The organism is Bacillus cereus group sp. MYBKT14-1 (genome assembly GCF_051915185.1).
Taxonomy (GTDB): Bacteria; Bacillota; Bacilli; order Bacillales; family Bacillaceae_G; genus Bacillus_A; species Bacillus_A cereus.
The window spans coordinates 308,150-334,403 of sequence record NZ_JBQAEF010000005.1 but is presented as its reverse complement, the minus strand read 5'-3'; the positions used below and the strand labels follow the sequence as shown (position 1 = coordinate 334,403).

The window sequence follows — 26,254 nt, the reverse complement described above, 5'->3', positions numbered from 1 at the left end:
GTGGGTTTAACGTGCAAGTAAAAGATCAACTATCATCATTACAACCATATAAACCAGGTAAATCACCAGAACAAATGAAAGAAGTGTACGGAGATCATTCGTTTGTGAAATTAGCATCGAATGAAAATCCATTCGGCTGTTCGTCACGTGTTTTAGATGAGTTGCAAAAATCGTGGTTGGAACATGCTTTATATCCTGACGGAGGTGCTACAACGCTCCGTCAAACAATCGCAGATAAGTTACATGTGAAAATGGAACAAGTACTTTGTGGTAGTGGTTTAGATGAAATCATTCAAATAATAAGCCGCGCCGTATTACGAGCGGGAGATAACATTGTAACAGCAGGTGCAACATTCCCACAGTATCGTCATCATGCCATTATAGAAGGTTGCGAAGTGAAGGAAATTGCGTTAAATAACGGTGTATACGACTTAGAAGAAATTTCTTCAGTAGTAGATAACGATACAAAAATTGTATGGATTTGTAACCCGAACAATCCAACAGGCACATATGTGAATGACCGAAAATTGACTCAATTCATTGAAGGTATTAGTGAAAATACGTTAATTGTCATTGATGAAGCGTACTATGAATACGTAACAGCAAAAGATTTCCCAGAGACATTACCGCTTTTAGAAAAACATAAAAATATTCTTGTACTTAGAACATTTTCTAAAGCGTACGGATTAGCTTCTTTCCGCGTTGGATATGCGGTTGGACAGGAAGAGTTAATCGAAAAATTAAATGTCGTTCGTTTGCCATTTAACGTATCTTCATTAGCGCAAAAAGCAGCGACGATTGCTTTTGGTGATGACGAGTTTATTGAAGAAATAGTTCGTGTGAATACAGAAGGATTACAACAATACGAGAGCTTTTGTAGGGAAAATGATATTCCATTTTATCCATCGCAAACAAATTTCATCTTCTTGCCAGTTGAGAATGCTGGAGAGATTTATGAAGCTTGTGCACACGCAGGATTTATTATTCGTCCGTTCCCGAATGGTATCCGTATTACAGTCGGAACAAGGGAGCAAAATGAAGGGGTGATTTCAGTGTTACAACAACACTTTGAAAATAAAAAAAGAAAGTCTCGAGATGAGGAAAATGCGTAAAAAGGTAGTATTAATTGGAACTGGTTTAATCGGAGGCTCTCTCGCATTAGCAATTAAGAAAGAGCACGATGTAACGATAACAGGTTATGATATATTTCAAGAACAAGTAGAGCGTGCAAAAGAATTACACGTAATAGATGAAATAGCAGTTGATTTACAGCTTGCATGTGAAAAGGCACATTTAATTGTTTTTGCTTCTCCAGTTGAAGAAACGAAGAAGCTATTACACAAACTTGCGTCATTCCGTTTACGAGAAGATGTTATAGTGACTGATGTTGGTAGTACAAAAGGCACGATTATGAATGAAGCAGAAACTTTATTTTCAAAGGAAGTATCTTTCATTGGTGGACATCCAATGGCAGGTTCTCATAAAACGGGAGTTGAAAGTGCAAAAGCGCATTTATTTGAAAATGCATTTTACATTTTAACACCGATGCATCATGTGCCAAATGAACATGTGGAAGAGTTAAAAGATTGGTTAAAAGGAACGGGATCACATTTCCTTGTTTTAAATACAGAAGAACATGATTATGTAACAGGGATCGTTAGTCATTTCCCGCACCTTATCGCAGCAGGTTTAGTGAAGCAAGTAGAGAAACATGCAGGAGATAATCCGCTCATTCATCAGCTAGCTGCTGGAGGGTTTAAAGACATTACACGTATCGCATCTAGTAGTCCGAAAATGTGGAGTGATATTGTAAAGCAAAATCGTGAGCATTTAATGGTATTATTAAAAGAGTGGATCTCTGAAATGGAAGATTTATATAAAACAGTTTCTACCGGAGATGCATGCGAGATTCAAAACTATTTTGCAGATGCGAAAGAATACCGTGATTCTTTACCAGTAAGAAAGAGAGGGGCAATTCCTGCCTATCACGACTTATACGTCGATGTATTAGATAAGGTGGGGGCATTGGCTCATATTACGAGTATTTTGGCGCGCGAGGAAATTAGTATTACGAACTTGCAAATATTAGAAGCGCGTGAAGGACTGCTTGGGGTATTACGTATTAGCTTCCAAAGGGAAGAAGATCGTATGAAAGCAAAACTAGCGCTTGGAGAAGAAGAATACCAAACTTATGAAACAATTTAAATGAGAAGGTGAAAAACGTGAAAGAAAGAACAATACAACCTGTTAATAACGGATTGAATGGCAATATTACAATCCCAGGTGATAAATCCATTTCACACCGTGCTGTTATGTTCGGTTCTATTGCAGAAGGGAAAACAACAATTAAAGGTTTCTTGCCCGGTGCAGACTGTTTAAGTACGATTTCATGTTTTAAAGAAATGGGAGTAGAAATTACGCAAAACGGTGATGAGGTTACTGTAGTTGGTAAAGGATTAGAAGGTTTACAAGAACCGAAAGCTGTATTAGATGTTGGTAATTCTGGTACAACAATCCGATTAATGTCAGGTATATTAGCTAACACACCATTTTTCTCTTGCGTACAAGGTGATGAATCTATCGCAAAAAGACCGATGAAGCGTGTAACAAACCCATTAAAACAAATGGGCGCAAACATAGACGGCCGAGAAGAAGGAACATTTACACCGTTAACAATACGTGGCGGAGATTTAAAAGCAATTGAATATATTTCTCCTGTTGCAAGTGCACAAGTAAAGTCAGCTATTTTACTTGCAGGTCTTCGTGCAGAAGGTGTAACAGCTGTTACAGAACCACATATTTCACGCGACCATACGGAAAGAATGCTCGAAGCATTTGGTGTTAAAGTAACTCGCGAAGGGAAAACAGTGAAGCTGTCAGGTGGACAAAAATTAACAGCAACAGATATTCAAGTGCCCGGTGACGTATCATCAGCAGCATTTTTCTTAGTAGCAGGTGCAATCATCCCAAATAGTAAACTAGTATTACAAAATGTAGGAATGAATCCAACCCGTACAGGTATTATTGATGTTTTAGAAAAAATGGGTGCTACGTTCACTGTAGACCTAATTAACGAAGGGGCATCAGAACCAGCTGCAAATATTACAATCGAAACATCTTCATTAAAAGGAATTGAAATTGGCGGAGATATTATCCCTAGATTAATCGATGAGATTCCTGTAATCGCATTAGCGGCAACGCAAGCAGAAGGAATTACAGTAATTAAAGATGCACACGAATTAAAAGTAAAAGAAACAAACCGTATTGATACAGTAGTTGCTGAGTTAACGAAACTAGGAGCTCGAATAGAAGCAACTGATGACGGTATGATCATTTACGGAAAATCAGCTCTAAAAGGCAATACAGTAAATAGTTATGGTGATCACCGTATCGGAATGATGCTTGCAATTGCTGGCTGCCTAGCAGAAGGAAAAACAATTATTGAAGATGCAGAAGCAGTAGGTGTATCATATCCTACATTCTTCGAAGAACTTCAAAAGTTAGCTAAATAAAGTAATGAGAAGCAGATACAGGATGTATCTGCTTTTTTATATTGAATTTGTGTCGTTAAGTCATTATAATTTCATTCACCGCACTGTAATATTTTAAATTATGGTACAATTCAAATAAAGGAGGGGGGAGAAACATATGAACGTTATACGATTAAAAGAAGATAAATTTAGAGAAGCACTACGCTTATCAGAATACGCTTTTCAATATAAAGTAGAAGAAGAACGAATGCAGCAACAACTTACAAAAATGAAGGAAAGTCATGAAGTATACGGTATTATGGAAGGTGAGGACTTAGCTGCAAAACTACACCTCATCCCGTTTCATATTTACATAGGTAAAGAAAAATTTAAAATGGGTGGCGTTGCAGGAGTAGCGACGTATCCAGAGTACAGAAGAAGTGGGTATGTAAAAGAGCTACTTCAACATTCACTTCAAACAATGAAAAAAGATGGCTTTACAGTCTCTATGTTACACCCATTTGCTGTTACATTTTACCGTAAATACGGCTGGGAACTTTGTGCGAATCTTCTCGTATGTCATTTGACAAAGAGTGATTTAGTTATGAAAAAACAAGTGAATGGTACTGTGAAACGTTTCAATAAAGAAAATCACCCAGAAGAGGTCGAGAAGCTTTATGAAACATTTGCAGAACGTTTTTCTGGTATGCTAGTTCGCAATGAAAAATGGTGGTTACAAGCTGTTTATGAGGATTTAACATTAGCAATTTATTACGATGAAAATAAAAGTGCAGCCGGCTATATGTTATATAAAATAGAAAACTATAAAATGACAGTAGATGAATTTGTTCCACTGCATAATGAAGCACGAAATGGTCTATGGAATTTTATTTGCCAGCATGATTCTATGATTAAAGAGCTTGAAATGACAGTAAGTGAAAACGAACAGTTGTTATATACATTGCAAGAACCACGTGTGAAAACAGAAATAAAACCATATTTTATGGGAAGAATTGTAGATGTAGAGCAGTTCTTAAAACAGTATGAGTTAAACTGGAACAATGTACAACAAGAAGTCATTTTACATATTACAGATTCATTTGCACCGTGGAATAATGTATCGGTGAGACTTGCAAATTATGAAATAGCAATTATAGAAGAACCAATGGATAAAGGGATCAACCTAGATATAAATGCACTATCTACAATACTGCTTGGATACAAACGCCCATTAGAACTAAATGAATTAGAATTAATTAGCGGAAGCGAAGAGGAAATACGGGCATTTGAGAATGTAGTACCAGTGCGCAATTCGTTTATTTATGATTTCTTTTAATTTGCATATAAGATGGAGTTGTTTCGAACAAAATTTTGGGATAGCTCCATCTCATTGTATTAATTTTTGTCGGTAAGTTGATATATCCTGAAAATCGCTGATATAATTTTATTCACATACAAGAGAATAGAATCGCAACTATACGTTGTCACGCACTTGACTTTTATTCCCTGTAATTTATAATTAAAAACGGAATGAATTTTCATTCCTGAAAATAGAGGTGGAAAAAATGGCTAAAAACAAACAAGAGGATATTTTTGATGCTGCGATGCAACTTTTTGCAGAGCGTGGTTACGATGGTACGACAATTCCAATGATCGCTGAAAAAGCAAATGTCGGTGCGGGTACTATTTATCGCTATTTTGAAAATAAAGAGGCGCTTGTTAACTCATTATTTTCAAAAAGTATGTTACAGCTTTCTGAAATGATAAAAACGGATTTTCCTGTTGAAGCAAATATTCGTGAACAGTTTAGTCATACGTATAACCGTTTATTTGAATTTGCGAGAAACAATGTGGATGCTTTTTTATTTACAAATTCTCACTGTGATAGTTATTTTCTTGATGAGCAGAGTAAGAAAATATTTGACGATTTTATAGGCTTCTTTATGAATATTATTGAAGATGGAATCGCAAAAGGTTTTCTTCGTCCATTGCCTCCAGTTGCTTTAATTATTATTGTATATCAACCGTTAGAAAAATTAACGAAAGTAATTGCAACAGGGCAATTAGAATACTCGAAAGAGTTAGTAAAAGAATTGGAAGAAAGCTCTTGGAACGCTATTAGAATCATTTGATTCTATAGCTTTATAAGGACAGGAATGAATATTCATTCCGGAAAGACTAGTTTAATAGAGTTTACAAAATAATGTAATAGAATAATAGGAATGAATATTCATTCCGTAACTAACGTAAATTTTAATCGCGGGAGATGATGCAAATGAGCAAGCTGAAAAATTGGAGAAGTTTATCTTTTCTATTATGGATAGTTATTACCATTACAATGATCGTAACGATGCCTAATATGGATAAATTAGTGAAAGAAAAAGGGCACATTACGATTCCTAATACAGAACAAAGTAGTATTGCTGACAAAATGATAAAAGAAATGGATAAAGACGGGACAGAAAAGTATGACATTATAGTTGTTTTTAATAGTGACAGTAAAACAGCTTTAATGACTGAGCAAAAAGAGGAAATAATAAAAACAATCAACGCTTTGCAAAATGAAAAAGAACAATTAGGAATTAAAGAAGTTGTTTCACATTTAGATAATAAAGAATTAGAGAAACAATTAGTTTCTAAAGATAATACGACTATTTTAACGCAAATATCGATAGATAAAAAGCATGGTGAAATATCGAAAGTTACAAATAACCTTCATAATAAAGTGAAAACGAAAGGGGTAACAACGTACTTAACAGGAAGTGATTTAATAGCAGGAGATTTCCTTACATCTTCTCAAGAGGGAGTGAAAAAGACTGAAGTTATTTCAATCATTTTCATTCTTGTAATATTAATCATTGTATTCCGTTCACCTATTGTTCCAATTGTTTCTCTTCTTACTGTTGGGGTATCATATTTAGTTTCAATGGGGATTATTGCTCATTTAGTAGATCAATTTAATTTTCCATTTTCTAACTTTACACAAGTGTTTGTCGTTGTTGTCCTGTTTGGGGTTGGAACAGACTATAACATTTTATTATTTACGAGATTTAAAGAAGAATTAAGTAAACAAGAAAACGCATTTTTGGCTACGAAAGAAACATTTAAATCGGCAGGGAAAACCGTTTTATATAGCGGGATAGCAGTACTAATTGGTTTTGCATCTCTTGCTTTAGCGAGTTTTAAACTATATCAATCTACTTCAGCGGTAGCAATTGGTGTCGCAGTTTTATTACTAGTATTAACTACGTTAAATCCGTTTTTTATGGTGCTTTTAGGAAAAGGGATGTTTTATCCCGTTAAAACATTTAAAGGTCATGAAGACAGTCGTCTATGGGGATTCTTTGCGAAAAACTCAGTAGTGAGACCATTTGTAGCTTTAATTATTGTATTCGTGATATCAATTCCTTTCATATTAAAGTATTCTAATACACTTAATTACAACGATTTATTTGAAGTAGACAATAAATATGAGTCGAAAATGGGGATTAACGTAATAGAAGAACATTTTCCACCTGGTTTTTCTTCACCAAGTACGTTAGTCATTCAATCGAATAACAAGTTAGATGAGGCGAGTTCGCTTCAAACTTTAGATGAACTAACTGATAAGATTTTGAAAGTAAAAGGTGTTTCAGAAGTATATTCACCGACACGTCCAACTGGTGATAGGATTAAAGAACTATATATAAATAAACAAGCGGGTGAACTAAATACAGGTTTAGGAGATGCCAATGGTGGTATAAAGGAAATTAATGATGGATTAACTACTGCGAAAGATAAGATGGGTAATAAGGACTCAAATAGTCTTGCGAACGTTCAAAAGTTAATTGATGGAACAAATGAAGCGAAAAGTGGTGTATCAGCATTAGGAACAGCTTTAAATCAACTATCCAATGGCATAAATGACGGAGCACAAGGTGCGCAGCAAATTGAGAGTGGGTTAACTTCAGTAAATGAAAATATAAGTGTATTATCTCAAGCAACTTCACAACTTCATGCTGGCTATACACAGTTAGAAAAAGGTTTAAGTTCTTACGATCAATACTTCGGAAGTATTTCTCAAGCGATTGACGGTGCGAAGAAAGGTTATGAACAAATTGAAATGTTAATGAACAATTTCATTCAAACGAAACCAGAATTAGCAAATGATCCTAACATTCTGCAGACGATAGGAATTGCTAAAGAGGCTCAAAAGCAATTAGGTGGGCTTTCAAATGAATTAAATAAATTGAAAGCGCAGCATAATGCGGCGATGGGATCATTTAAAGAAGCGAATCAATCATTATTGAAAGTGGATAATGGCTTAAAAGAAATGAACAATGGAGTTACTAAGTTACAAAAAGGAGCAGCTGATCTTAAAAATGGATTAAATGAAGGTGCTTCAGGTTCAAAACAAATTGCGAACAAGTCATCTGAGTTACAAACCGGATTAACGAAAATAAACGATGGGCAAGGTCAGCTATTAACCGGACTGAAAGACTTGCAAGAACAGATGGGTCAATTACAATCCGGACTAACTAAAAGTACAGAAGGCCTTGAAAAGGTAAGTAATGGCCTAGGGGATGCTCAGAAATATTTAGGAGAACTGAACGAATCAAAAAGCTCTGAGAAATTCTATATTCCAAAAGAAGTTTTGGAGGGAGAAGATTTCCAAAAAGCTTTGAATACGTACATGTCACATGATAGAAAGACTGCTAAAATGACAATCATTTTAGATGTAAATCCGTATTCAAAAGAAGCGATGCCAATTATTCAAGAAATCAATAACACAATAGATGGTACTTTGAAGGGGTCGGAATTAAATCATGCGAAAACAGCAATCGGAGGAACGACAGCTAGAAACGTTGATTTAAAAGAAGTAACTGGGCAAGATTTCTTACGTACAGCTACAATTATGTTAATTGGAATCGCGATTGTATTAATTGTGATTACACGTTCATTATTAAACACCATCTTTATTATTGGATCGTTACTATTAGCTTACTTTGCATCATTAGGGATAAGTGAACAAATTAGTACGCATATTTTACATGTAGATTCATTAAGCTGGAATGTTCCATTCTTTAGTTTCATAATGATTGTCGCTTTAGGAGTGGATTATAGTATTTTTGTAATGATGAGATACAATGAGTTAGAAGGGGACCCAGCGACGAAAATTGTAACTGCTTCTCGTCATATCGGAGGAGTCGTATTATCAGCGGCACTTATTTTAGGTGGTACATTTGCTGCATTAATCCCTTCAGGTGTATTAACGCTTATACAAGTAGCATCCGTAGTTGGCGTTGCACTTCTTCTATTAGCTTTAATTGTGATGCCGATATTATTACCGGCGTTAATAGGGTTAACGAGTAAAATGAAGAGTTACAAAGAGAAAATAAGAAATAAGAAGAGACTGTAGGGAATGATTTCTCTACAGTTTTTTCGGTATATAATATTTCAGATGAAAATGAATCCGATGTATGACAGAATGAGCAGTGAAAGGTTATATGAGAAAGAGGTCGATGATATACATACAATAGCTAGGGGAATGGACAAAAACTATCCGATTTCATTGTAGAAAGGTAATCAACCGTTGCTATTCATCCAGCTTCTACTATATAATAGCTATAGTCTACAATAATTGAGTCGTAATATGCGATTTTTTAAGACAATCGGTGAGAAAACGCTGAAATAAGCGGTATTAGTAGGAGGACACAAATGATTACAGTAAGTAACGTTAGTTTGCGTTTCGCGGATCGCAAATTATTTGAAGATGTTAACATAAAATTCACGCCAGGTAACTGCTACGGTTTAATCGGAGCAAACGGTGCTGGTAAATCTACATTTCTAAAGATTTTATCTGGGGAAATTGAACCATCAACAGGTGACATACATATTACGCCAGGTGAGCGTCTAGCAGTATTAAAACAGAACCATTTCGAATATGAAGAGTTCCCAGTATTAGAAACAGTAATTATGGGTCACACGCAACTTTACAAAGTAATGCAAGAGAAAAATGCTATTTACATGAAAGAAGACTTTAGTGATGAAGATGGTATGCGTGCTGCTGAACTTGAAGGTGAGTTCGCTGAGCTTAACGGTTGGGAAGCTGAGTCAGAAGCTGCAATCCTTCTTAAAGGTTTAGGTATTGGTGAAGATCTTCATGATAAGAAATTGTCAGAATTAACTGGGGCAGAGAAAGTAAAAGTATTACTTGCTCAAGCTTTATTCGGTCAACCTGACATTCTATTATTAGATGAGCCTACCAACCACTTGGACTTAAAAGCGATTCAATGGTTAGAAAACTTCTTAATGAACTTTGAAAACACAGTTATCGTAGTATCCCATGACCGTCACTTCTTAAATAAAGTATGTACGCACATGGCTGACCTTGATTTCGGTAAAATTCAACTTTATGTTGGTAACTATGACTTCTGGTATGAGTCAAGCCAATTAGCTTTAAAATTAACACAAGATGCTAATAAGAAAAAAGAAGAGAAAGTAAAAGAGTTACAAAACTTCATTGCACGCTTTAGTTCAAACGCTTCTAAAGCGAAACAAGCAACTTCTCGTAAAAAATTATTAGACAAAATTACATTAGATGATATTAGACCGTCATCACGTCGTTACCCATTCGTTGGCTTCACACCTGAGCGTGAAGTAGGAAATGACTTATTAACTGTTGAAGGTCTTTCTAAAACAATTGATGGTGAAAAAGTGTTAGATAATGTGTACTTCACTTTAAATAAAGGTGATAAAGTTGCATTTATCGGCCGTAACGATATTGCGATGACAACATTATTTAAAATTCTTATGGGTGAAATGGAGCCGGATAGCGGTTCATTCAAATGGGGTGTTACAACCTCTCAGTCTTACTTCCCAAGAGATAACTCTAAGTACTTTGAGAATAGTGATTACAACTTAGTTGAATGGTTACGTCAATTTTCTCCACAAGATGAGTCTGAAAGCTTCTTACGTGGTTTCTTAGGCCGTATGTTATTCTCAGGTGAAGAAGTTAAAAAGAACGTTTCTGTATTATCTGGAGGCGAAAAAGTTCGTTGTATGTTATCTAAAATGATGTTAAGTGGTGCGAACGTAATCACACTTGACGATCCAACGAACCACTTAGACCTTGAGTCAATCACAGCATTAAACAACGGTTTAATTGCATTCAAAGGTACAATCTTATTCACATCTCATGACCATCAGTTCGTGCAAACAATTGCAAACCGCATTATCGAAGTAACACCAAACGGTGTAATCGATAAAGAGGCTACTTATGATGAGTTCTTAGAAAATGAGGAACTTCAAAAACAAGTAGATGCAATGTACAAAGGTCAATAATATATAATGAAAAAACTCGCTCTTTTTAGAGCGAGTTTTTTTGTCGAGAAAACGTAACATCGCTGGTCGGTCAAATGAATAATTATTCAAATATAATATTAATGAACAGGAGAATTTTTTCATGTATGAAGGGATGTAATGACTTTAAGATTTAAAGAGTTAGTTGAAGAAGGGAAATGTAAGTGGAGTAATATAATCAAATCGTATTATTTTGTCATGTGAAATATGTACCAAATTTGGAGATAGAATAGTTTGCGAATGAGTTTATAAAGGTATATAGTATGGGGTGTCATAATTAGGGGATGAATCTTGGGAGAAAACAGGAAATGTTACAAATTTATTTTGTTAAATAGAAACCAAGGTCAAAATGTCTAGAAAGAAATAGTTGAATAAATACTAGCTTCAAATTATAATTACTAATATTCTTCATATAGTTAAATAAAGATAATCTATTTGAAGAAGAAAATTTGAATAGAGAGACAGACTTATAAAAAAATAAGCCTTGGATGATCAAAAGAGGTGGAGAAATGAAACAGTTCTTATTAAAGAGCAAAAGTGTGTTAAGCAATCATTTTGGATTCTTTCTGTTTGCCGTTATTTTATTGTGGCTCAAAACATATGCAGCTTATGTAACGGAATTCAATTTAGGAATTTCAAACACAATTCAAAAATTCTTGCTGTTTTTTAACCCGCTTAGTTCAGCAGTTCTATTTTTAGGACTTGCATTATTTGCAAAAGGGAAACGATCTTATATTTGGTTAATTATCATTAATTTGTTATTGTCGATTCTTTTATACGCAAACGTCGTATACTATCGCTTTTTCAGTGACTTTATTACGTTCCCGACATTAACACAAACGAATAACTTTGGAGATTTAGGTGGTAGTATTGTTGCGTTGCTACATCTTTATGATCCGCTATACTTCTTAGATACAATTATTTTAATTGTATTAGTAGCAACGAAATTTGCAAATCCGAAACCAATTCGTGTTGCGAAATATAAAGTATCATTAGTATTTGTAGCAGGTATTTTATTATTCAGTGTTAACTTAGGACTTGCAGAATCTGACCGTCCTGAATTATTAACAAGAACGTTTGACCGTAATTATATTGTGAAATATTTAGGTGCATACAACTACACAATTTATGATGGAATTCAAAGTGCGAAAGCATCGACAGAACGAGCATTAGCTGATGGCGATAATATGACAGAAGTACGAAATTATTTAACATCAACTTATGCAAGTCCAAATCCTGAGTATTTCGGTAAAGGAAAGGGAATGAACGTAATTTACATTCATTTAGAGTCATTCCAAAACTTCTTAATTGATTACAAATTAAATGGTCAAGAAGTTACACCGTTCTTAAACTCATTTACAAAAGATGCGAATACACTATACTTTGATAACTTCTTCCATCAAACAGGACAAGGGAAAACATCTGATGCGGAGTTTATGTTAGAGAATTCAATGTTTGGTTTACCGCAAGGTTCTGTCTTTACAACGAAATCTCATAATACGTATCAATCAGCACCAGCTATTTTAGGACAACAAGGATACACATCAGCAGTATTCCACGGTAACTACAAAACATTCTGGAACCGTGACGATATTTATAAATCATTTGGTTTTAATAAATTCTTTGATGCGTCATACTACGATATGAATGAAAAAGACGTAGTAAACTACGGGTTAAAAGATAAACCGTTCTTTAATGAATCTATTCCGTTATTACAAACGTTGAAACAACCGTTCTATACGAAGTTTATTACGTTATCGAACCATTTCCCTTATCCAATCGATAAGGCAGAAGCAACGATTGAACCAGCAACAACAGGTGATTCATCAGTAGATACGTACTTCCAAACAGCACGCTATTTAGATGAATCTGTAAAAGGCTTCATCGATTACTTGAAACAATCTGGTTTATATGATAACTCAATTATTGTTATGTACGGAGACCATTACGGTATTTCAGATAATCATAACGCAGCAATGTCAAAAGTAATGGGTAAAGAAATGAACTCATTTGAAAATGCACAGTTACAACGTGTACCATTAATCGTTCGTGTACCAGGAGTGAAAGGTGGCGTACAACATCAATACGGTGGTGAAATTGACGTTCTTCCAACGCTATTACACTTACTAGGTACAGATACAAAGAATTATGTTCAATTCGGTTCTGATTTATTATCACCAGATCATAAACAAGTCGTTGCGTTCCGTAACGGTAACTACGTAAGCCCAACAGTTACTGCACTAAACGGCAAATACTATGATACAACTACTGGAAAACCTGTAGAATTTACAGATGAAATAAAGAAAAATGAACAAATGGTTCAAAACTCACTAAAATACTCTGACCAAGTCGTGAATGGTGACTTATTACGATTCTACACACCGGAAGGATTCACTCCAGTAGATCGTTCGAAGTATAACTATAACAACCGCGATAAAAACAAAACGAAGGTAAAAACGACTCCGGAAGGGGAAGCTAAATAAATAATAAAAGGCGCTATTCATATGAATAGCGCCTTTTATTTGTAAATATACCATCATTATGAGACAGAACCAGCTGTTGCTTTTTGTTTAGCCTTTCCGAAGAAAACTACACCGATGATGATAATAATGATAAATGCCCATTTAACGAAAGGGTTACTTTCGAAAAATCCAGCGAACCATTTCTCATCTACAATCATTTTCGCGGCAGTATAAGCTAAAACGGCTGCTCCAATCGTAATGATGACAGGAAAACGATCCACCCATTTTAAAATCAATGTACTGCCCCATACGACTACTGGAATAGACACTAATAATCCGATGATTACTAAAGAAAAGTTACCATGGGCAGCTCCTGCAACAGCGAGTACATTATCGATGCCCATTAACGCATCAGCAATAATAATGGTTTTAATAGCAGACCAAAATCCTTCTTCGGCCTTAATATCATGATCTTTGCCTTCAGCAATTAATTTATAAGCAATCCATATAAGGAGTACACCACCAATTAGAAGTAGCCCTGGTATTTTTAACAACCAAACAACAACTAAGGTAGCGAGGGCTCTAATCGCGATTGCCCCGATAGTTCCCCATATAATAACTTTCTTTTGCTGATCTTTCGGTAATCTTCTTGCTGCTAATCCAATTACAATGGCATTATCACCGGCTAACACTAAATCAATTACAATGATGGCAAGTAGGGCGGACAAATATTCGGCTGAAAGAAAATCCATATACACATCACTCCTTAAGAGTAATATGTGCTAAAGTGTTGATAATATAAAAAAAGGATTGAAATTGTATATTCAATCCTTTTTTTGTCTGAATTCTGATATGTATGTTTTTATTTTGAATAAGTCGCTTTTGTAGTTTTTTACTTATCGCGTTTCTTTCTTAAATTGATTCCAAGCTTCTTCAGTTTGTACTATAAATACGATCATATAATATCGACTTATTTAAACTAGGTTAAAGATAGCATGTGATATTTCAAAGTTAAATTTATTTGATAAAAGGGAAGGGATGTATAATATTGATATGGTGCAAGCGTGTATAGGTTTTCTCTATAAGGAAATTCTAAAAACGATAAAAAAGACTTGATAACCTACTAGAGGGAATCAAGTCTTTTCATTACATACGATTATCATGCCAGAAGTTTAATGGGAAGTGTTCGTTCTCATTATATGCTTCTAATTCATATCCTTTTTCTTTCAGTCCTTTAATAATTCCAGGAACTGCTTTTACTGATTGTGGATGAATATCATGCATAAGGATAACTTCTGTTGGATTTGTAGCACCATGTAACACGTTTTCTACAATTTTAGCAGATGCAGCATCAACTTGCATTTTGTTATATTTCCAGTCTAAAGAATCAATTGTCCAATCCCAAACTTTTAAGCCATTTTCTACAACTTTGTTGCGAAGAGCTTCGTTTAATCCCGGCATAGAGCCGTAAGATGGACGAGTTAATACTGGTGATTTACCTAAAACACCAGAGATTAAGCCTTGGTCTTCCTTCATTTCATCTACGTAATGACCTTCAGTGTAGAGTTTTTTGTAGTTATGAGTCATACTGTGCATCCCAACGTAGTGGCCTTCAGCATCTTCGCGTTTTACAAGATCAGGGAAAGCTTTTACGTTTGAACCAATTAGGAAGAATGTTGCTTTTGCATTTTCTTTCTTTAACATATCTAAAAGCTCAGCTGTGTATTTTCCAGGACCGTCATCAAATGTTAAATAAGCGACTTTTCTAACTTGCCCGTTATAATGTTTTGGCGCTTCTTTCGGAGCAAGAGATGTTTGAATCTCACTTACAAGTTGAACAGATTTTGCTTCATCCTCTGTACTAGCTAGAGCAGTATGTACTGATCCAAAAGCCACTTCGTATGTGAATAATACCCCCGCACAAACTAACATAGCCCTTTTTACTAAAGTTGTCATTCGAATTCCATTGTGCATAATTTTCCTTCTCTCTATAAAAGTTCTACTCTACTATATTAGCAATTATAGGTAGGGAAATGCAAAGAAACTTTTTTACAAGTGTAAAAAAGTTTAGCCAAAAGTATGCAAGATTTTAAAGGAATGTCATTTTTAAAGAAATGTCACAAATAATTGGATAAATTGAATTATTAATTGGAAACAATATAAGGGATATTAATTTTAGGAGGTGCTTTAATTGAATTATAAAAAAATGGTTTCAATATTTATGACAAGCATATTTACAGTAGGATTATTAATTGGTTGTAATCCAGCTCCAAAAGACGAAAAGGAGCCAGATCCAACAGAGGAACCTTCTGAACAAAGACAGGAGGAAAAAAATGAAAAACAAGATCCTGCTAAAGAAAAAAATAATGAATTAAACAAAAAGGATGAACAAGAACCAGACCCAACAGAAGAACCTTCTGAGGAACAAAAGAAGAAAAAAGAAAACGAGTAGTTGTAGTTTAATGAAATATGTAGCGTGACTTTGTAAAAAAGAATATTTTCTAACACATACAACCACTTTTCTTGTTTTATAAAAAGTGGTTGTATAAAACTGTATATGAATTTAAAAATTTCATGGATATAAATTTTGCTTTAAGGCTATTTATTAATTCATATAGTTTGTAATATTTATTTCCCCTAAAATGAAGCTTGAAATCAATATTAATCTCTCTTTACAAACTCTTCAATTATCATATTAAATTCACCTGTTAGTTTTATCAACAAACTTTACATTGTTACTGCCTTTCGTATTAAATACTTCATACAGCATAATTATCTCTCCTTAATTTAAACCTAATACACTCCTGATGTGTAATAGTAAGTATGGTTGTGTTAAAGTTGTGACAAAAAATTAATTGATTCTTTTATTTTATGAAGATTTGTGCTTTCTTTTAACGATTAAAGTGTTAAATATATTAGAAAGTTTTAATAAAATTAAAAACTACTACCTTGGAAGTAGGAAATAAAAAATTTATAGGAATGAGACTAAAGTCTTAAAACCGAAAGGAGGCTAATCATACTTTCGTATCACTTCATTTTCGTTCTAATTATTGATTCGAATATTTGTATTTAGCCGACTATATAATGCATTTCATGGTGTGGTGGAAGATACGAATAAAGCTGTACAAAGATCTGCTGATCGGTATATAAAGGCTCTGCAAGGAGAACTATTTCATACGTAATAGCTTATATTTCATCTCTACATTTATATAACTAGTTTTATATGAATTTTATACTAAAGTCCTATTGTTTATTAATTAATAGGTCTTTCAACTTAGGAAGCTCACACTAATGAGGGGTGTTAAAGGGAATATATGTAACCTATACTAATTACTATAAAGCTTTGGAAAATGAAAAGGAGGAGATTTGCATGAAGAATTGGGTTCAATTTAGAATTGCAAGACCAACAGATAAATTTGAAGAAGTGATAAGTTTTTATGAAACAGGATTAGGATTAAAACGTATAGGGGAATTTCACAATCATGAAGGATATGACGGGGTTATGTTTGGGTTACCAGATGAAGAGTATCATTTGGAGTTTACTTCACATGTTAATGGAAGTCCATGTCCGGCACCGACAAAAGATAATTTACTAGTTTTTTATATGCCTAATAAAGATGAAATTGAAAAGATAGTAAATCGATTAAGTAATATAGGCTATCATGAGGTGGAACCAGAAAACCCGTATTGGATAGAGAAAGGAACCACAATAGAGGATCCAGATGGTTGGAGAATTGTGATTATGAATGCATCTGAATAAGGAAACTATTTTTATATGAAATAGAGTGTAACAAAATGATTTAGACATAAATCCCTACAGTGTTTGTAGGGATTTTTATATAAGAAATTTTTATTGAGAGAGTTATTAAAATGTAGAAAGTATTTTGGCTAAGAACAAATGTAATAAACATAATTTATGAAGGAGGTATAAAAGTATGATAGTAAACCATTTTGAAGAGTTTTCTAAACATGTTGGAAATACACATCTCATTAAAAGTTCTTTCGTAGTTTATATCTTATTCTACGTAAAATTGATATCATCAAAAAACTGTATGTTTAACATATATAGTTTTTTGATGGTGTAGCTGTGCAATGTTTAGAAATTTCACATACCGTATTTTAAAAATAAATATAGGAAAAACAAAAAGTAATGTAGAATATATCGTACATACATATATACAGTCAACATAAAAGATAAAGAGGTGGGTATATGTTACTTGAGGAAGTAATGCAGCAACTAGAGGAATATGGAACAGAACAAAATCGAAAAACGTATAAAAACCACGGAGCGAAAGAGCCGTTATTTGGAGTTAGTTTTGCGAATTTAAAATTGTTAAAAAAGAAGATAAAAAAAGATCACGATTTAGCAGTTGGATTGTGGGAAACGAAAAATATGGACGCAATGACATTAGCAACTTATATTTTAGATCCGAAAAAAATAACGACAGAACAGCTTAATAGTTGGATTCAGGATGTTGATTATTACTGTTTAATGGATGTTCTTATGACATCTATATGTACTTCGCCAATTGCAATAGAAAGAATGGAAGAGTGGACAAAGTCTAATGATGAATGGATTGGAAGAGCTGGCTGGTCTTTATTAGCAAATATAGCGATTAAAAATAAAACGTTACATGATGATTTCTTCTCTCCGTACTTAGAAGAGATTAAAGAAAATATACATAATGAAAAAAATAGAAAAAAAGAAGCGATGAATAGTGCTTTAATCGCAATAGGAATTCGTAATGAAGACTTAGAGCGACAAGCGATTGAAATTGCAAGTGAAATTGGAAAAGTAGAGGTTGATCACGGTGCAACATCATGTAAAACACCAGATGCAGAAAGCTATATAAAAAAAGCGAGAGAAAGAGCTGAAAAAAAGAAAGTGAAATAAGAAAAGAGGATGGGTTATGAAAGCAATTGACGCAGCACAAAACATAATTACATCACAATTTCCGAATTGTGATGTAGCTTTACTCGGCGGAAGCGTTGCACGAGGAGAAGCGACGAAAACATCTGACCTTGATATTGTAATAGTTGACCACAGTTTAACTTCTTGTTATAGAGAATCTTTCTATAGTAATGGATGGCCTGTTGAGGTGTTTGTTCATAATTTCGAAACATATAAAACCTTTTTCAAAATGGATTGTGATCGAGGGAGACCGTCGTTACCACAATTAGTTTCAGAAGGGATTGCCTTAAAAGGGGAACAGGAAATTGTTGAGAAATTAAAAAAAGAAGCGAATGATTTACTACATAAAGGACCGGCTAAATGGACCGAAGAAACGATTAAGCAGAAGCGATATTTTATTACGGATACTTTAGATGACTTTATTGGTGCAACAAAAAGAGAAGAAGAATTGTTTATCGCTAATTTATTAGCCGATTTAGTACATGAATATGTATTAAGAGTAAATGGTAAGTGGCTTGGGAGTTCAAAATGGTTTATTAGAGTGCTAAAAAGATATGATGAGCAATATGCAAACAAATTTGTAGCGGCTTTTGATCATTTTTATAAAACGGGAGGGAAAAATGAATTAATTCATTTTATAGAAAAGACGTTAGAACAGTATGGTGGAAGAGTGTTCGAAGGATTTTCTATTGGTAAATAAAAAGGGGAGAGAACAATGAATGTACCATATGTTCAATTAAGAGAATTGACACTAGATGATGTAGAAGATCGCTATCAATGGTCATTAGATAGAAATGTAACAAAACATTTAGTTGTACCAGATCAATATCCCCCGTTCACTCGTGGAGATACGAGAAACTGGATTGAAGCTTGTATAAGCCGAAAAAATGGTTATGAACAAAGGGCAATCGTTACTGAGACAGGTATACATATTGGATGGGTAGACCTTAAAAATTTTGATAAAACAAATAAAAATGCTGAACTAGGAATTGCGATTGGAAATAAAGACTATTGGGGTAAAGGATTTGGAATGGCAGCTCTAAACAGCATGTTACAAATAGGTTTTTCTCAGTTTGAATTGGAGAAAATTTGGTTACGTGTAGATGAAGATAATACAAAAGCTAAAAAGAGTTATGAAAGTGCCGGATTTGTATGCGAAGGGTTAATGAGAAATGATCTATTGAGACAGGGAAAGCTCATTCATCGCTATCGTTACAGTATATTAAAAGAAGAGTATGAATCAAAAAATAATAACCTATAAAAATATTATGTAAATTAAAAAGGGGAAAATAAAATGATTCGATTACTTACAAAAGCGGATGCAAAAAAATATTGGGAGTTGCGTTTACAAGCACTACAAGTAAATCCAGAAGCATTTATAACGACTTATGAAGAAGCAGTACGTCAAGAAAACCCTCTTAAACGAGTTGCTAGTAATCTTTCATCCAACAGTAGTTTTACATTTGGTGCTTTTAATAATGAAAATCGTTTAGTTGGGGTTGTTACTTTATTAACAGAAGAAAAAGACGCATATAAGCATAAAGGACATATCGTTGCAATGTATGTAGATACTGAAAATCGAAGAAGTGGTCTTGCACGTGATTTAATACGTAAAGCGATTGAAAGGGCAAAAGAGATGAAGCTAGAGCAATTGAATTTAGGGGTTGTGTCAACGAACGAACCAGCCAAACGATTATATGAATCAATGGGATTTAAAACATACGGAATTGAAAAAAGGGCTATAAAAATGAATGGTGTGTATAGTGATGATGAACATATGGTGTTGTTCTTTTAAGAGAGGAAGTTTTGTATGAAAGATCTCCATTTAGAAAGAAAAATGGACCCTCAAGTAGCGATTTTGTATGCGACGGTTGCTGATACGTTTAATAGATTGCAAAAGTTAGTCGAAGGTACTGAAGAGAACGAACTATCCTATAAAGGATCTGAAAATAATGAAAATAGTATTGGGCAGTTACTTCAGCATTTAGTAGTTGTTGATTTACATTGGGTGTATCGTTTCAAGGGAGAAGATGTTCCGCCAGCATTTGAAAATAAATATGGTCCTATGTTAAATGAAGTAGGAGAATTACCAAGTTTAAGAAAAAACACATTGCAAGAGTTAATGCAAGATTATGAAGCAGTGCAAAAATTGTTTTATGAAGAATGTATGAAACTATCAGAAACTGATTTAACGCGGGAAGTTTTGTATGAAAAAGGGGAAACTGCGACAATAAGATGGGGAATATGGCATATAGCAGATCATAATCGGTATCATCAAGCTCATATAAGTCGACTGAGGAAATTATACAGAGAATATAAACTACATATTCTTTAATTTTTGAATGAACGAACGCCTCTAAATAATAATTAAAGGAGGCGTTTGTTTTTATTCGTTCGCTTTTCTTCCCAAGCTATTATTAAATTTTTATGATAATCTTTTGGTTTTTCAATAAAAAACATGTCAATTGAATGTGTTGGTGTTGGAAGCCATTTTTTACGACGTTCTTGTATCTTATTGTGATGAGTATAGTGAGGATAAATGACAGTGGATTTCATTCCTTGTGTTTTGTAAAATCGAATATCCTCTATCTCATGCCAAAAAACTTTATTTCTATCTAAATCAATTATAATACCTTCATCATCCCAATAAAAAACTGTGTTTTCTCTTCTTTTTTTCAAAAGATAGAAACCATAGTATAAAAAAAGTACTGGAAAGATTATTAATAGAGTATCTAGGAAAGTAAACTCTTCGATTAATGCTAAAATATAAATAAAAAGAAAAGAAAATTCAGCAGCTAACACCATTAAGGTGAATAGCATGGGAATTTTATATGTTTTTAATATGATCACATCCAAATAATTGATTTATACCTTAAATTAAAAGTCTTCATTTGTACGATATACACTAATCATTATGCATATACAACTCGATTAACGGAATCTATGGAACGAATGATATATCTTATTTCTAATATGTTATCTTGTGTGCTCATTTAAGAAGGTATGTTAAAATGCTTCCTTCTAGTGTTATTTTAATATATAGTATAATAAATGAAAATATCATTATTTTATAATTTAATGTTCTGTTAAAAAAATTAACATTTGAATGATTTGAAAGTTATTTAATAAATAAAAAACTATTATAAGGAGGTTTAAAATGAAAGCTATTGCAGTAGGGATACTGGCATCCTTTTTCTTTGCCTTTACTTTTGTTTTAAACAGGGCAATGGACTTAGAAGGTGGAAGCTGGATTTGGAGTGCATCATTACGGTATTATTTTATGGTTCCAATGCTATTACTTATTGTTATGTATAGAGGGAACTTAAAGCAACTCTTTCAATATATGAAAAACAATCCGAAAGAATGGTTAGTGTGGAGTATCGTTGGATTTGGTCTCTTTTATGCACCGCTTAGTTTTGCTGGAGCGTTCGGACCAGGTTGGCTCGTTGCATCAACATGGCAAATTACAATCGTTGCAGGGATTTTGTTAACACCATTTTTTGCGGTGGATCCACTACATAAAAAACTTCCGATGAAGGAATTAGTAATGTCGGGCATTATTTTATTCGGTGTCGTTCTCATGCAAGTAGAACATGCTTCTTCATTAGGTATTCGTGAAACCGTTTTATGTGTAGTTCCTGTACTTATTGCAGCATTTGCGTATCCTCTTGGAAATAGAAAAATGATGCAAGTTTGTAAAGGGGAATTAGATGTATTTCAGCGAGTACTCGGTATGACATTAGCAAGTTTACCATTTTGGTTTTTATTATCTGGTTACGAAGTATCAACAGGCGGATTACCGTCAAGTAGCCAAGTTTTTCAATGTTTTATTGTAGCAGTTAGCTCTGGGTTAATCGCGACAGTATTATTTTTCTTTGCAACAGATCTTGTGAAAGATGATCCGCAAAAATTAGCAACAGTGGAAGCGACGCAGTCTGGTGAAGTTTTATTTGCGCTAGTAGGAGAGTTGATCTGGTTATCTGCACCAATCCCATCATCATTATCTTGGATTGGTATGAGTCTCGTTATTATTGGAATGATACTTCATAGTTATGTGGCTGTCGTTGTAAAAAAAGAAGAAAAAATAACGGCGTAATGAGATTAGCTCTTTTTATTAAGAGCTAGTCTTTTTTCATAGAAAGGGATGAAAGTATGAATTTACAGTGTGTTAAACAAATTGAGAAAGATTCAATATTAAATGTGCTACAATATGCCGTCGGTCCAAATGAAATAAGCTTAAAGAAGGCAGTAATATTTTATCAAAGTAATAAAGGGACTTTGTACAAATATGAAGAAAAAGCTTGTCTAGGTATTGAAATAATCGGAGAAACTAAAGCACGCATATGTCATATAGCAGTGGCTCCAGATTATCGTCAAAAAGGAATTGCACTGCAAATGATTAAAGAAGTGGTAAGGATATATCAATTGACTTATATAGAAGCGGAGACAGACGATGGGGCGGTAGAATTTTATAAAAGAATTGGTTTTCAAGTTAAAAGTTTAGGAGAAAAATATCCAGGGATAGAAAGACTTCATTGTTACATGGAAAAATAGTATAAAATATGCATATGGAGTATAGTTTGAAAAAATAGGATTTACATTTTTCTTCATTTCAAAAAAACTCTCGCTCATCATTATCTACGATTTTAATAGAGTTTTGAGGCTTCAGTATAATAATATACATATTTTTGTAGTAATGAATATGATTAAGTTAAAAATTGAGAAAAATATGATAATATATTTATATAAAAGTTTAAATTTACGTGGCTAGTGGGGGAACCAATATGAAAATGAATGAAATAGTAGCAAGTACACAATTTCCAAATACAATCGAAACAATAACAAAAGATTTAAAAGCATTAGGAGTCGAAAAAGGAATGACAATTATCGTTCATTCATCACTAAGTTCTATCGGGTGGATATCTGGTGGTGCCGTTGCTGTAGTAGAAGCATTAATGAAAGTTGTTACGGAAGAAGGAACGATAATAATGCCAACGCAATCTTCGGATTTGTCCGATCCGAAACATTGGTCAAGACCACCTGTACCGGAAGACTGGTGGCAAATTATCCGAGATAACGTCCCAGCATTTGATTCACGTATAACCCCAACAAGGGGAATGGGTGAAATAGTTGAATGTTTTCGTACATATCCGAATGTAGTACGTAGTAATCATCCGTTAGGAAGTTTTGCTGCATGGGGAAAACATGCAGTAGAAATAACAATGAACCATTCGTTATCAATGAGCTTTGGAGAAGAATCTCCATTAAGAAAAATATATGATTTAGACGGGTACGTATTATTAATTGGTGTTGGATATGATTCCAATACGTCTGTTCATTTATCCGAGGTGCGTTCTGGTGCATGTGAGTTAATACAAGTAGGAGCACCTATTATAGAAAACGGTGAAAGAGTGTGGAAAGAGTTTGTTGAAATGGATTACGAATCTGAGAAGTTTGTAGAAATTGGTGTGGAGTTTGAGCGAAAAGGAACTGTAAAAAATGGGAAGATAGGGAATGCAACGTGTCGTCTAATGAAACAGCGTGATATAGTTGACTTTGGAACAGAATGGTTTCGTAAGAAAAATTAGTAAGGGATGGTTACAATGAAGGGGAAAAAGGTATTAATTACGAGCGGTGGTTGTCTAGAAAAATGGGATCAAGTACGCGGGCATACGAATATGGCCAAAGGTACAATCGGAAGGATAATCGCAGAAGAACTTCTAGCTAAAGGGGCACATGTTATATATTTACACGGTTATTTTGCGGAGAAACCGAGTGATGTACATAGAGGGTTAGAATTACATCCATTTGAAGGAATCGTTGATTTACAAGATAAAATGAAAAGTATCATATCACATGAAAAGGTTGATGCAGTCATTATGGCAGCGGCTGGATCAGATTGGATTGTAGAGAAAATTTGTGATCAAGATGGTAATGTTCTTAATATGAACGGAAAAATTTCAAGTGATATAGCACCGATTATTCACTTTCAAAAGGCTCCAAAGGTATTAAAACAAATAAAAGAATGGGACCCAGAAACAGTACTTGTTGGTTTTAAACTTGAAAGTGATTTAAATGAAGAAGAACTGTTTGAAAGAGCAAAAAATAGAATGGAAGAAGCAAGGGCGAATGTAATGATTGCGAATTCACCACATTCTTTATATTCGCGCGGGGCTGTGCATTATGTAATTGGACAGGATGGTAAAGGGAAGTTGTGTAATGGGAAAGATGAAACAGCGAAAGAAATTGTCAAAAGCTTAGAGGTATTATGTAATCGTGTCACTGCTTTTTAAAATTAAGTTTTTAGATGAGAATGAATCCGCATAGTAATAAGTAAGCGAAACTTTAATTGGTGGGAATTTTACTTTTACACGAATGTGAAGCGTATACCAATCAAGAGCTATACACAGAATAATTGGTGAGGAGTGGATTCTATGGAACATTTATTAAAGCAAGCTATTAAACTTAGAAATGAAAAGAAATATGCGCAGTCTAAAGAGATGCTTATAGGATTAACAAACTTTACAAAGGATGCAGAAGTACTGTATCAGTGTGCGTGGATACATGATGTAATGGGGCTAGAAACAGAAGCAGTTCCGTATTATGAGCAGGCAATCGCAAATGGACTTGATGGCGAATCGCTTTGCGGTGCTTATATTGGTTTAGGAAGTACATATCGTTGTATAGGGGAATATGAAAAGGCAATTACAGTATTAGAAGCTGGGGTGAAAAAATTTCCAGAGAACGCTCCGATGAAAGTATTTTTATCATTAGCAAAATATAACGTAAACGATCACGAATCAGCGATGAAATTATTACTTGAAACTGTCGTGAAAGTAGAGGAAGTAAAAGAATTTGAACGTGCCATTTCATTTTATAAAGACCATTTAAATGAGGTTTTTAAATAAAGGAGTGAACGTATGAAGGTTACACTATCACGAAGGCGAAAAGGTATTTGGATTGGACTCGTCTCTTTAATTATGCTATCAAACTATTTATTGTATGCCCTTCCAATTGTACCAGTTGCGCCGAAAGAAGTTGTGCTTGGGTCATTATTAGATTGCATGTTTGTCATTCCAATCATCACGTATTTCTTCATTATTCGAAAAAGATACTCGTTAACATATATAGTTCCTGTTGTAATAGCTGGTTATATTTTTGCAAGATTTATTATTCCAAGTGATTATTTACAAGCTTTTTCATTCATCTCTTATATTATTGTTGCGGCTGAAATTGCATTTGTATGTCTAGAATTATTCCTTCTCTATAAAATTGTTAGAGTGCTTCCTAAAATAATAAAAAAATATAAAGAATATAGAAGAGAAAATTATTCCTTTTCTTATGCAATTGATGCAGCGTTTGACGCTACTATGAAAAGAGGTAAGTTAATAGATGTCATTCTAACAGAGTGTAAGTTAATCTATTATGCGTTTTTATCGTGGCGTGAAAAAGTACCAACAGGTAAATCTGTATACTCATATCATAAAAAGACTGGTGCTATAGGTGTGTATATCATGATTATTCATGCAACAGCAATTGAAAGCATTGGTTTTCATTATTTACTACATCAGTGGAATCCAGTAATAGCATGGATTTTACTTATTTTAAATGTATACGCGATGATTTATTTTATAGCTGAAATACAAGCGATGCGCAAAAATCCACTTGTCGTAACAGAAGAACAAGTAATCATTCAAATCGGATTAGGAAAGAAAATTGTTGTGCCATTTACACAAATCGATAATATTGCGTTCTACAAGGGTGAATTGCTAACGGCAAAAGAAGGGAGACAGGTATTGGATGCAACTGTTATGGAGTTCATAAAAGAACCTGCTACTTTTGAAATAACATTAAAAGAGTCAGTGAAAGCGCAGTTGTTATACGGATTTTCTAAAACAGTAAGTCGTGTTTACTTAAATGTTGATGAAGAACGAAAATTTTATGATGCGGTTAAGGAAAAGTTAAAACATGAGTAATAGTACTGTTAGTTGCATAAAAACAAATGAGCTTCCGTTAGAAGTGAAAAATATGAAACATGGATAGTGAAAAACTCTTTCTAAATAAGAAGG

24 protein-coding genes and 1 pseudogene are annotated in these 26,254 nt (G+C 33.9%); 22 read left to right on the top strand and 3 right to left on the bottom strand.

Going from position 1 to position 26,254, the window contains the following annotated elements; genetic code table 11:
- The first annotated feature begins 11 nt into the window (after nt 1-11).
- The 8 genes from hisC to ACTFO4_RS16055 all read left to right on the top strand — a co-directional run bounded on the left by hisC (nt 12) and on the right by ACTFO4_RS16055 (nt 13,294).
- Nucleotides 12-1,112, top strand: a complete 1,101-nt coding sequence (gene hisC / locus ACTFO4_RS16090) for a histidinol-phosphate transaminase (protein WP_001197280.1) — start codon at nt 12-14, stop codon at nt 1,110-1,112.
- Nucleotides 1,105-2,205: a prephenate dehydrogenase gene (gene tyrA / locus ACTFO4_RS16085; protein WP_440013924.1), complete on the top strand. Its 1,101-nt coding sequence runs from the start codon at nt 1,105-1,107 to the stop codon at nt 2,203-2,205. The genes hisC and tyrA overlap by 8 nt, the downstream gene beginning before the upstream one ends.
- A 17-nt stretch (nt 2,206-2,222) precedes the next feature.
- Nucleotides 2,223-3,512, top strand: a complete 1,290-nt coding sequence (aroA, locus tag ACTFO4_RS16080) for a 3-phosphoshikimate 1-carboxyvinyltransferase (protein WP_000664631.1) — start codon at nt 2,223-2,225, stop codon at nt 3,510-3,512.
- A gap of 136 nt (nt 3,513-3,648) precedes the next feature.
- Nucleotides 3,649-4,806, top strand: a complete 1,158-nt coding sequence (locus ACTFO4_RS16075) for a GNAT family N-acetyltransferase (RefSeq protein ID WP_078421264.1) — start codon at nt 3,649-3,651, stop codon at nt 4,804-4,806.
- A 229-nt stretch (nt 4,807-5,035) separates the two neighbouring features.
- Nucleotides 5,036-5,602 (top strand): TetR/AcrR family transcriptional regulator, encoded by a 567-nt coding sequence (locus tag ACTFO4_RS16070; RefSeq protein ID WP_001107307.1) that lies wholly within the window; start codon nt 5,036-5,038, stop codon nt 5,600-5,602.
- A 143-nt stretch (nt 5,603-5,745) separates the two neighbouring features.
- The gene (locus tag ACTFO4_RS16065) at nt 5,746-8,868 is read left to right on the top strand and encodes an MMPL family transporter (RefSeq protein ID WP_135277795.1); all 3,123 of its coding nucleotides are present in this window, start codon (nt 5,746-5,748) and stop codon (nt 8,866-8,868) included.
- A gap of 299 nt (nt 8,869-9,167) precedes the next feature.
- Nucleotides 9,168-10,793, top strand: a complete 1,626-nt coding sequence (locus ACTFO4_RS16060; RefSeq protein ID WP_000633864.1) for an ABC-F family ATP-binding cassette domain-containing protein — start codon at nt 9,168-9,170, stop codon at nt 10,791-10,793.
- 527 nt (nt 10,794-11,320) lie between these two features.
- On the top strand, nt 11,321-13,294 hold the full coding sequence (locus ACTFO4_RS16055; RefSeq protein WP_088339083.1) for an LTA synthase family protein: 1,974 nt from the start codon (nt 11,321-11,323) through the stop codon (nt 13,292-13,294).
- Between the two features lie 56 nt (nt 13,295-13,350).
- On the opposite strand, the gene ACTFO4_RS16050 is transcribed toward ACTFO4_RS16055, so the two are convergent.
- Nucleotides 13,351-14,025 (bottom strand): TerC family protein, encoded by a 675-nt coding sequence (locus tag ACTFO4_RS16050; protein WP_000346930.1) that lies wholly within the window; start codon nt 14,023-14,025, stop codon nt 13,351-13,353.
- Nucleotides 14,026-14,419: 394 nt separating this feature from the next.
- Nucleotides 14,420-15,247 (bottom strand): peptidoglycan-N-acetylglucosamine deacetylase, encoded by an 828-nt coding sequence (locus ACTFO4_RS16045; RefSeq protein WP_088338515.1) that lies wholly within the window; start codon nt 15,245-15,247, stop codon nt 14,420-14,422.
- A 217-nt stretch (nt 15,248-15,464) separates the two neighbouring features.
- On the opposite strand from ACTFO4_RS16045, the gene ACTFO4_RS16040 reads away from it, so the two are divergent.
- The 8 genes and pseudogenes from ACTFO4_RS16040 to ACTFO4_RS16005 all read left to right on the top strand — a co-directional run bounded on the left by ACTFO4_RS16040 (nt 15,465) and on the right by ACTFO4_RS16005 (nt 20,520).
- Nucleotides 15,465-15,725 carry a hypothetical protein gene (locus ACTFO4_RS16040; RefSeq protein WP_001106988.1) on the top strand — a complete coding sequence of 87 codons (261 nt, stop codon included), beginning with the start codon at nt 15,465-15,467 and terminating at the stop codon, nt 15,723-15,725.
- A gap of 616 nt (nt 15,726-16,341) precedes the next feature.
- Nucleotides 16,342-16,455 (top strand): annotated as a pseudogene (locus tag ACTFO4_RS16035) (hypothetical protein); the annotation flags it as partial.
- A gap of 188 nt (nt 16,456-16,643) precedes the next feature.
- Nucleotides 16,644-17,033: a VOC family protein gene (locus tag ACTFO4_RS16030; RefSeq protein ID WP_000800665.1), complete on the top strand. Its 390-nt coding sequence runs from the start codon at nt 16,644-16,646 to the stop codon at nt 17,031-17,033.
- A 450-nt stretch (nt 17,034-17,483) separates the two neighbouring features.
- Complete coding sequence (locus ACTFO4_RS16025) at nt 17,484-18,167, top strand: DNA alkylation repair protein (RefSeq protein ID WP_078421262.1); 684 nt, start codon at nt 17,484-17,486, stop codon at nt 18,165-18,167.
- Nucleotides 18,168-18,183: 16 nt separating this feature from the next.
- Nucleotides 18,184-18,885, top strand: a complete 702-nt coding sequence (locus tag ACTFO4_RS16020) for a nucleotidyltransferase domain-containing protein (RefSeq protein WP_326235452.1) — start codon at nt 18,184-18,186, stop codon at nt 18,883-18,885.
- 15 nt (nt 18,886-18,900) lie between these two features.
- Nucleotides 18,901-19,446, top strand: a complete 546-nt coding sequence (locus ACTFO4_RS16015; RefSeq protein ID WP_326235451.1) for a GNAT family N-acetyltransferase — start codon at nt 18,901-18,903, stop codon at nt 19,444-19,446.
- 33 nt (nt 19,447-19,479) lie between these two features.
- Nucleotides 19,480-19,980 carry a GNAT family N-acetyltransferase gene (locus ACTFO4_RS16010; RefSeq protein ID WP_416810045.1) on the top strand — a complete coding sequence of 167 codons (501 nt, stop codon included), beginning with the start codon at nt 19,480-19,482 and terminating at the stop codon, nt 19,978-19,980.
- A gap of 15 nt (nt 19,981-19,995) precedes the next feature.
- A complete protein-coding gene (locus ACTFO4_RS16005; RefSeq protein ID WP_017673224.1) occupies nt 19,996-20,520 on the top strand; it encodes a DinB family protein in 525 nt (174 codons plus the stop codon).
- Between the two features lie 32 nt (nt 20,521-20,552).
- Here ACTFO4_RS16005 and ACTFO4_RS16000 read toward each other — a convergent pair whose 3' ends face one another.
- Nucleotides 20,553-21,035 carry a hypothetical protein gene (locus ACTFO4_RS16000; RefSeq protein WP_243821147.1) on the bottom strand — a complete coding sequence of 161 codons (483 nt, stop codon included), beginning with the start codon at nt 21,033-21,035 and terminating at the stop codon, nt 20,553-20,555.
- Between the two features lie 307 nt (nt 21,036-21,342).
- Between ACTFO4_RS16000 and ACTFO4_RS15995 the strand changes: the two genes are divergently transcribed.
- From ACTFO4_RS15995 to ACTFO4_RS15970, 6 genes are all read left to right on the top strand, one after another.
- On the top strand, nt 21,343-22,281 hold the full coding sequence (locus ACTFO4_RS15995; protein ID WP_088338518.1) for a DMT family transporter: 939 nt from the start codon (nt 21,343-21,345) through the stop codon (nt 22,279-22,281).
- Nucleotides 22,282-22,337: 56 nt separating this feature from the next.
- Nucleotides 22,338-22,739: a GNAT family N-acetyltransferase gene (locus ACTFO4_RS15990; RefSeq protein ID WP_001053116.1), complete on the top strand. Its 402-nt coding sequence runs from the start codon at nt 22,338-22,340 to the stop codon at nt 22,737-22,739.
- Nucleotides 22,740-22,969: 230 nt separating this feature from the next.
- Nucleotides 22,970-23,773, top strand: a complete 804-nt coding sequence (locus ACTFO4_RS15985; protein ID WP_000783346.1) for an aminoglycoside N(3)-acetyltransferase — start codon at nt 22,970-22,972, stop codon at nt 23,771-23,773.
- Nucleotides 23,774-23,788: 15 nt separating this feature from the next.
- Nucleotides 23,789-24,478 carry a phosphopantothenoylcysteine decarboxylase domain-containing protein gene (locus ACTFO4_RS15980; protein WP_017673227.1) on the top strand — a complete coding sequence of 230 codons (690 nt, stop codon included), beginning with the start codon at nt 23,789-23,791 and terminating at the stop codon, nt 24,476-24,478.
- A 141-nt stretch (nt 24,479-24,619) separates the two neighbouring features.
- Nucleotides 24,620-25,093, top strand: coding sequence for a tetratricopeptide repeat protein (locus ACTFO4_RS15975; RefSeq protein ID WP_000400636.1), 474 nt, complete (start codon nt 24,620-24,622; stop codon nt 25,091-25,093).
- Nucleotides 25,094-25,105: 12 nt separating this feature from the next.
- A complete protein-coding gene (locus tag ACTFO4_RS15970; RefSeq protein ID WP_078421260.1) occupies nt 25,106-26,161 on the top strand; it encodes a hypothetical protein in 1,056 nt (351 codons plus the stop codon).
- Nucleotides 26,162-26,254 lie beyond the last annotated feature (93 nt).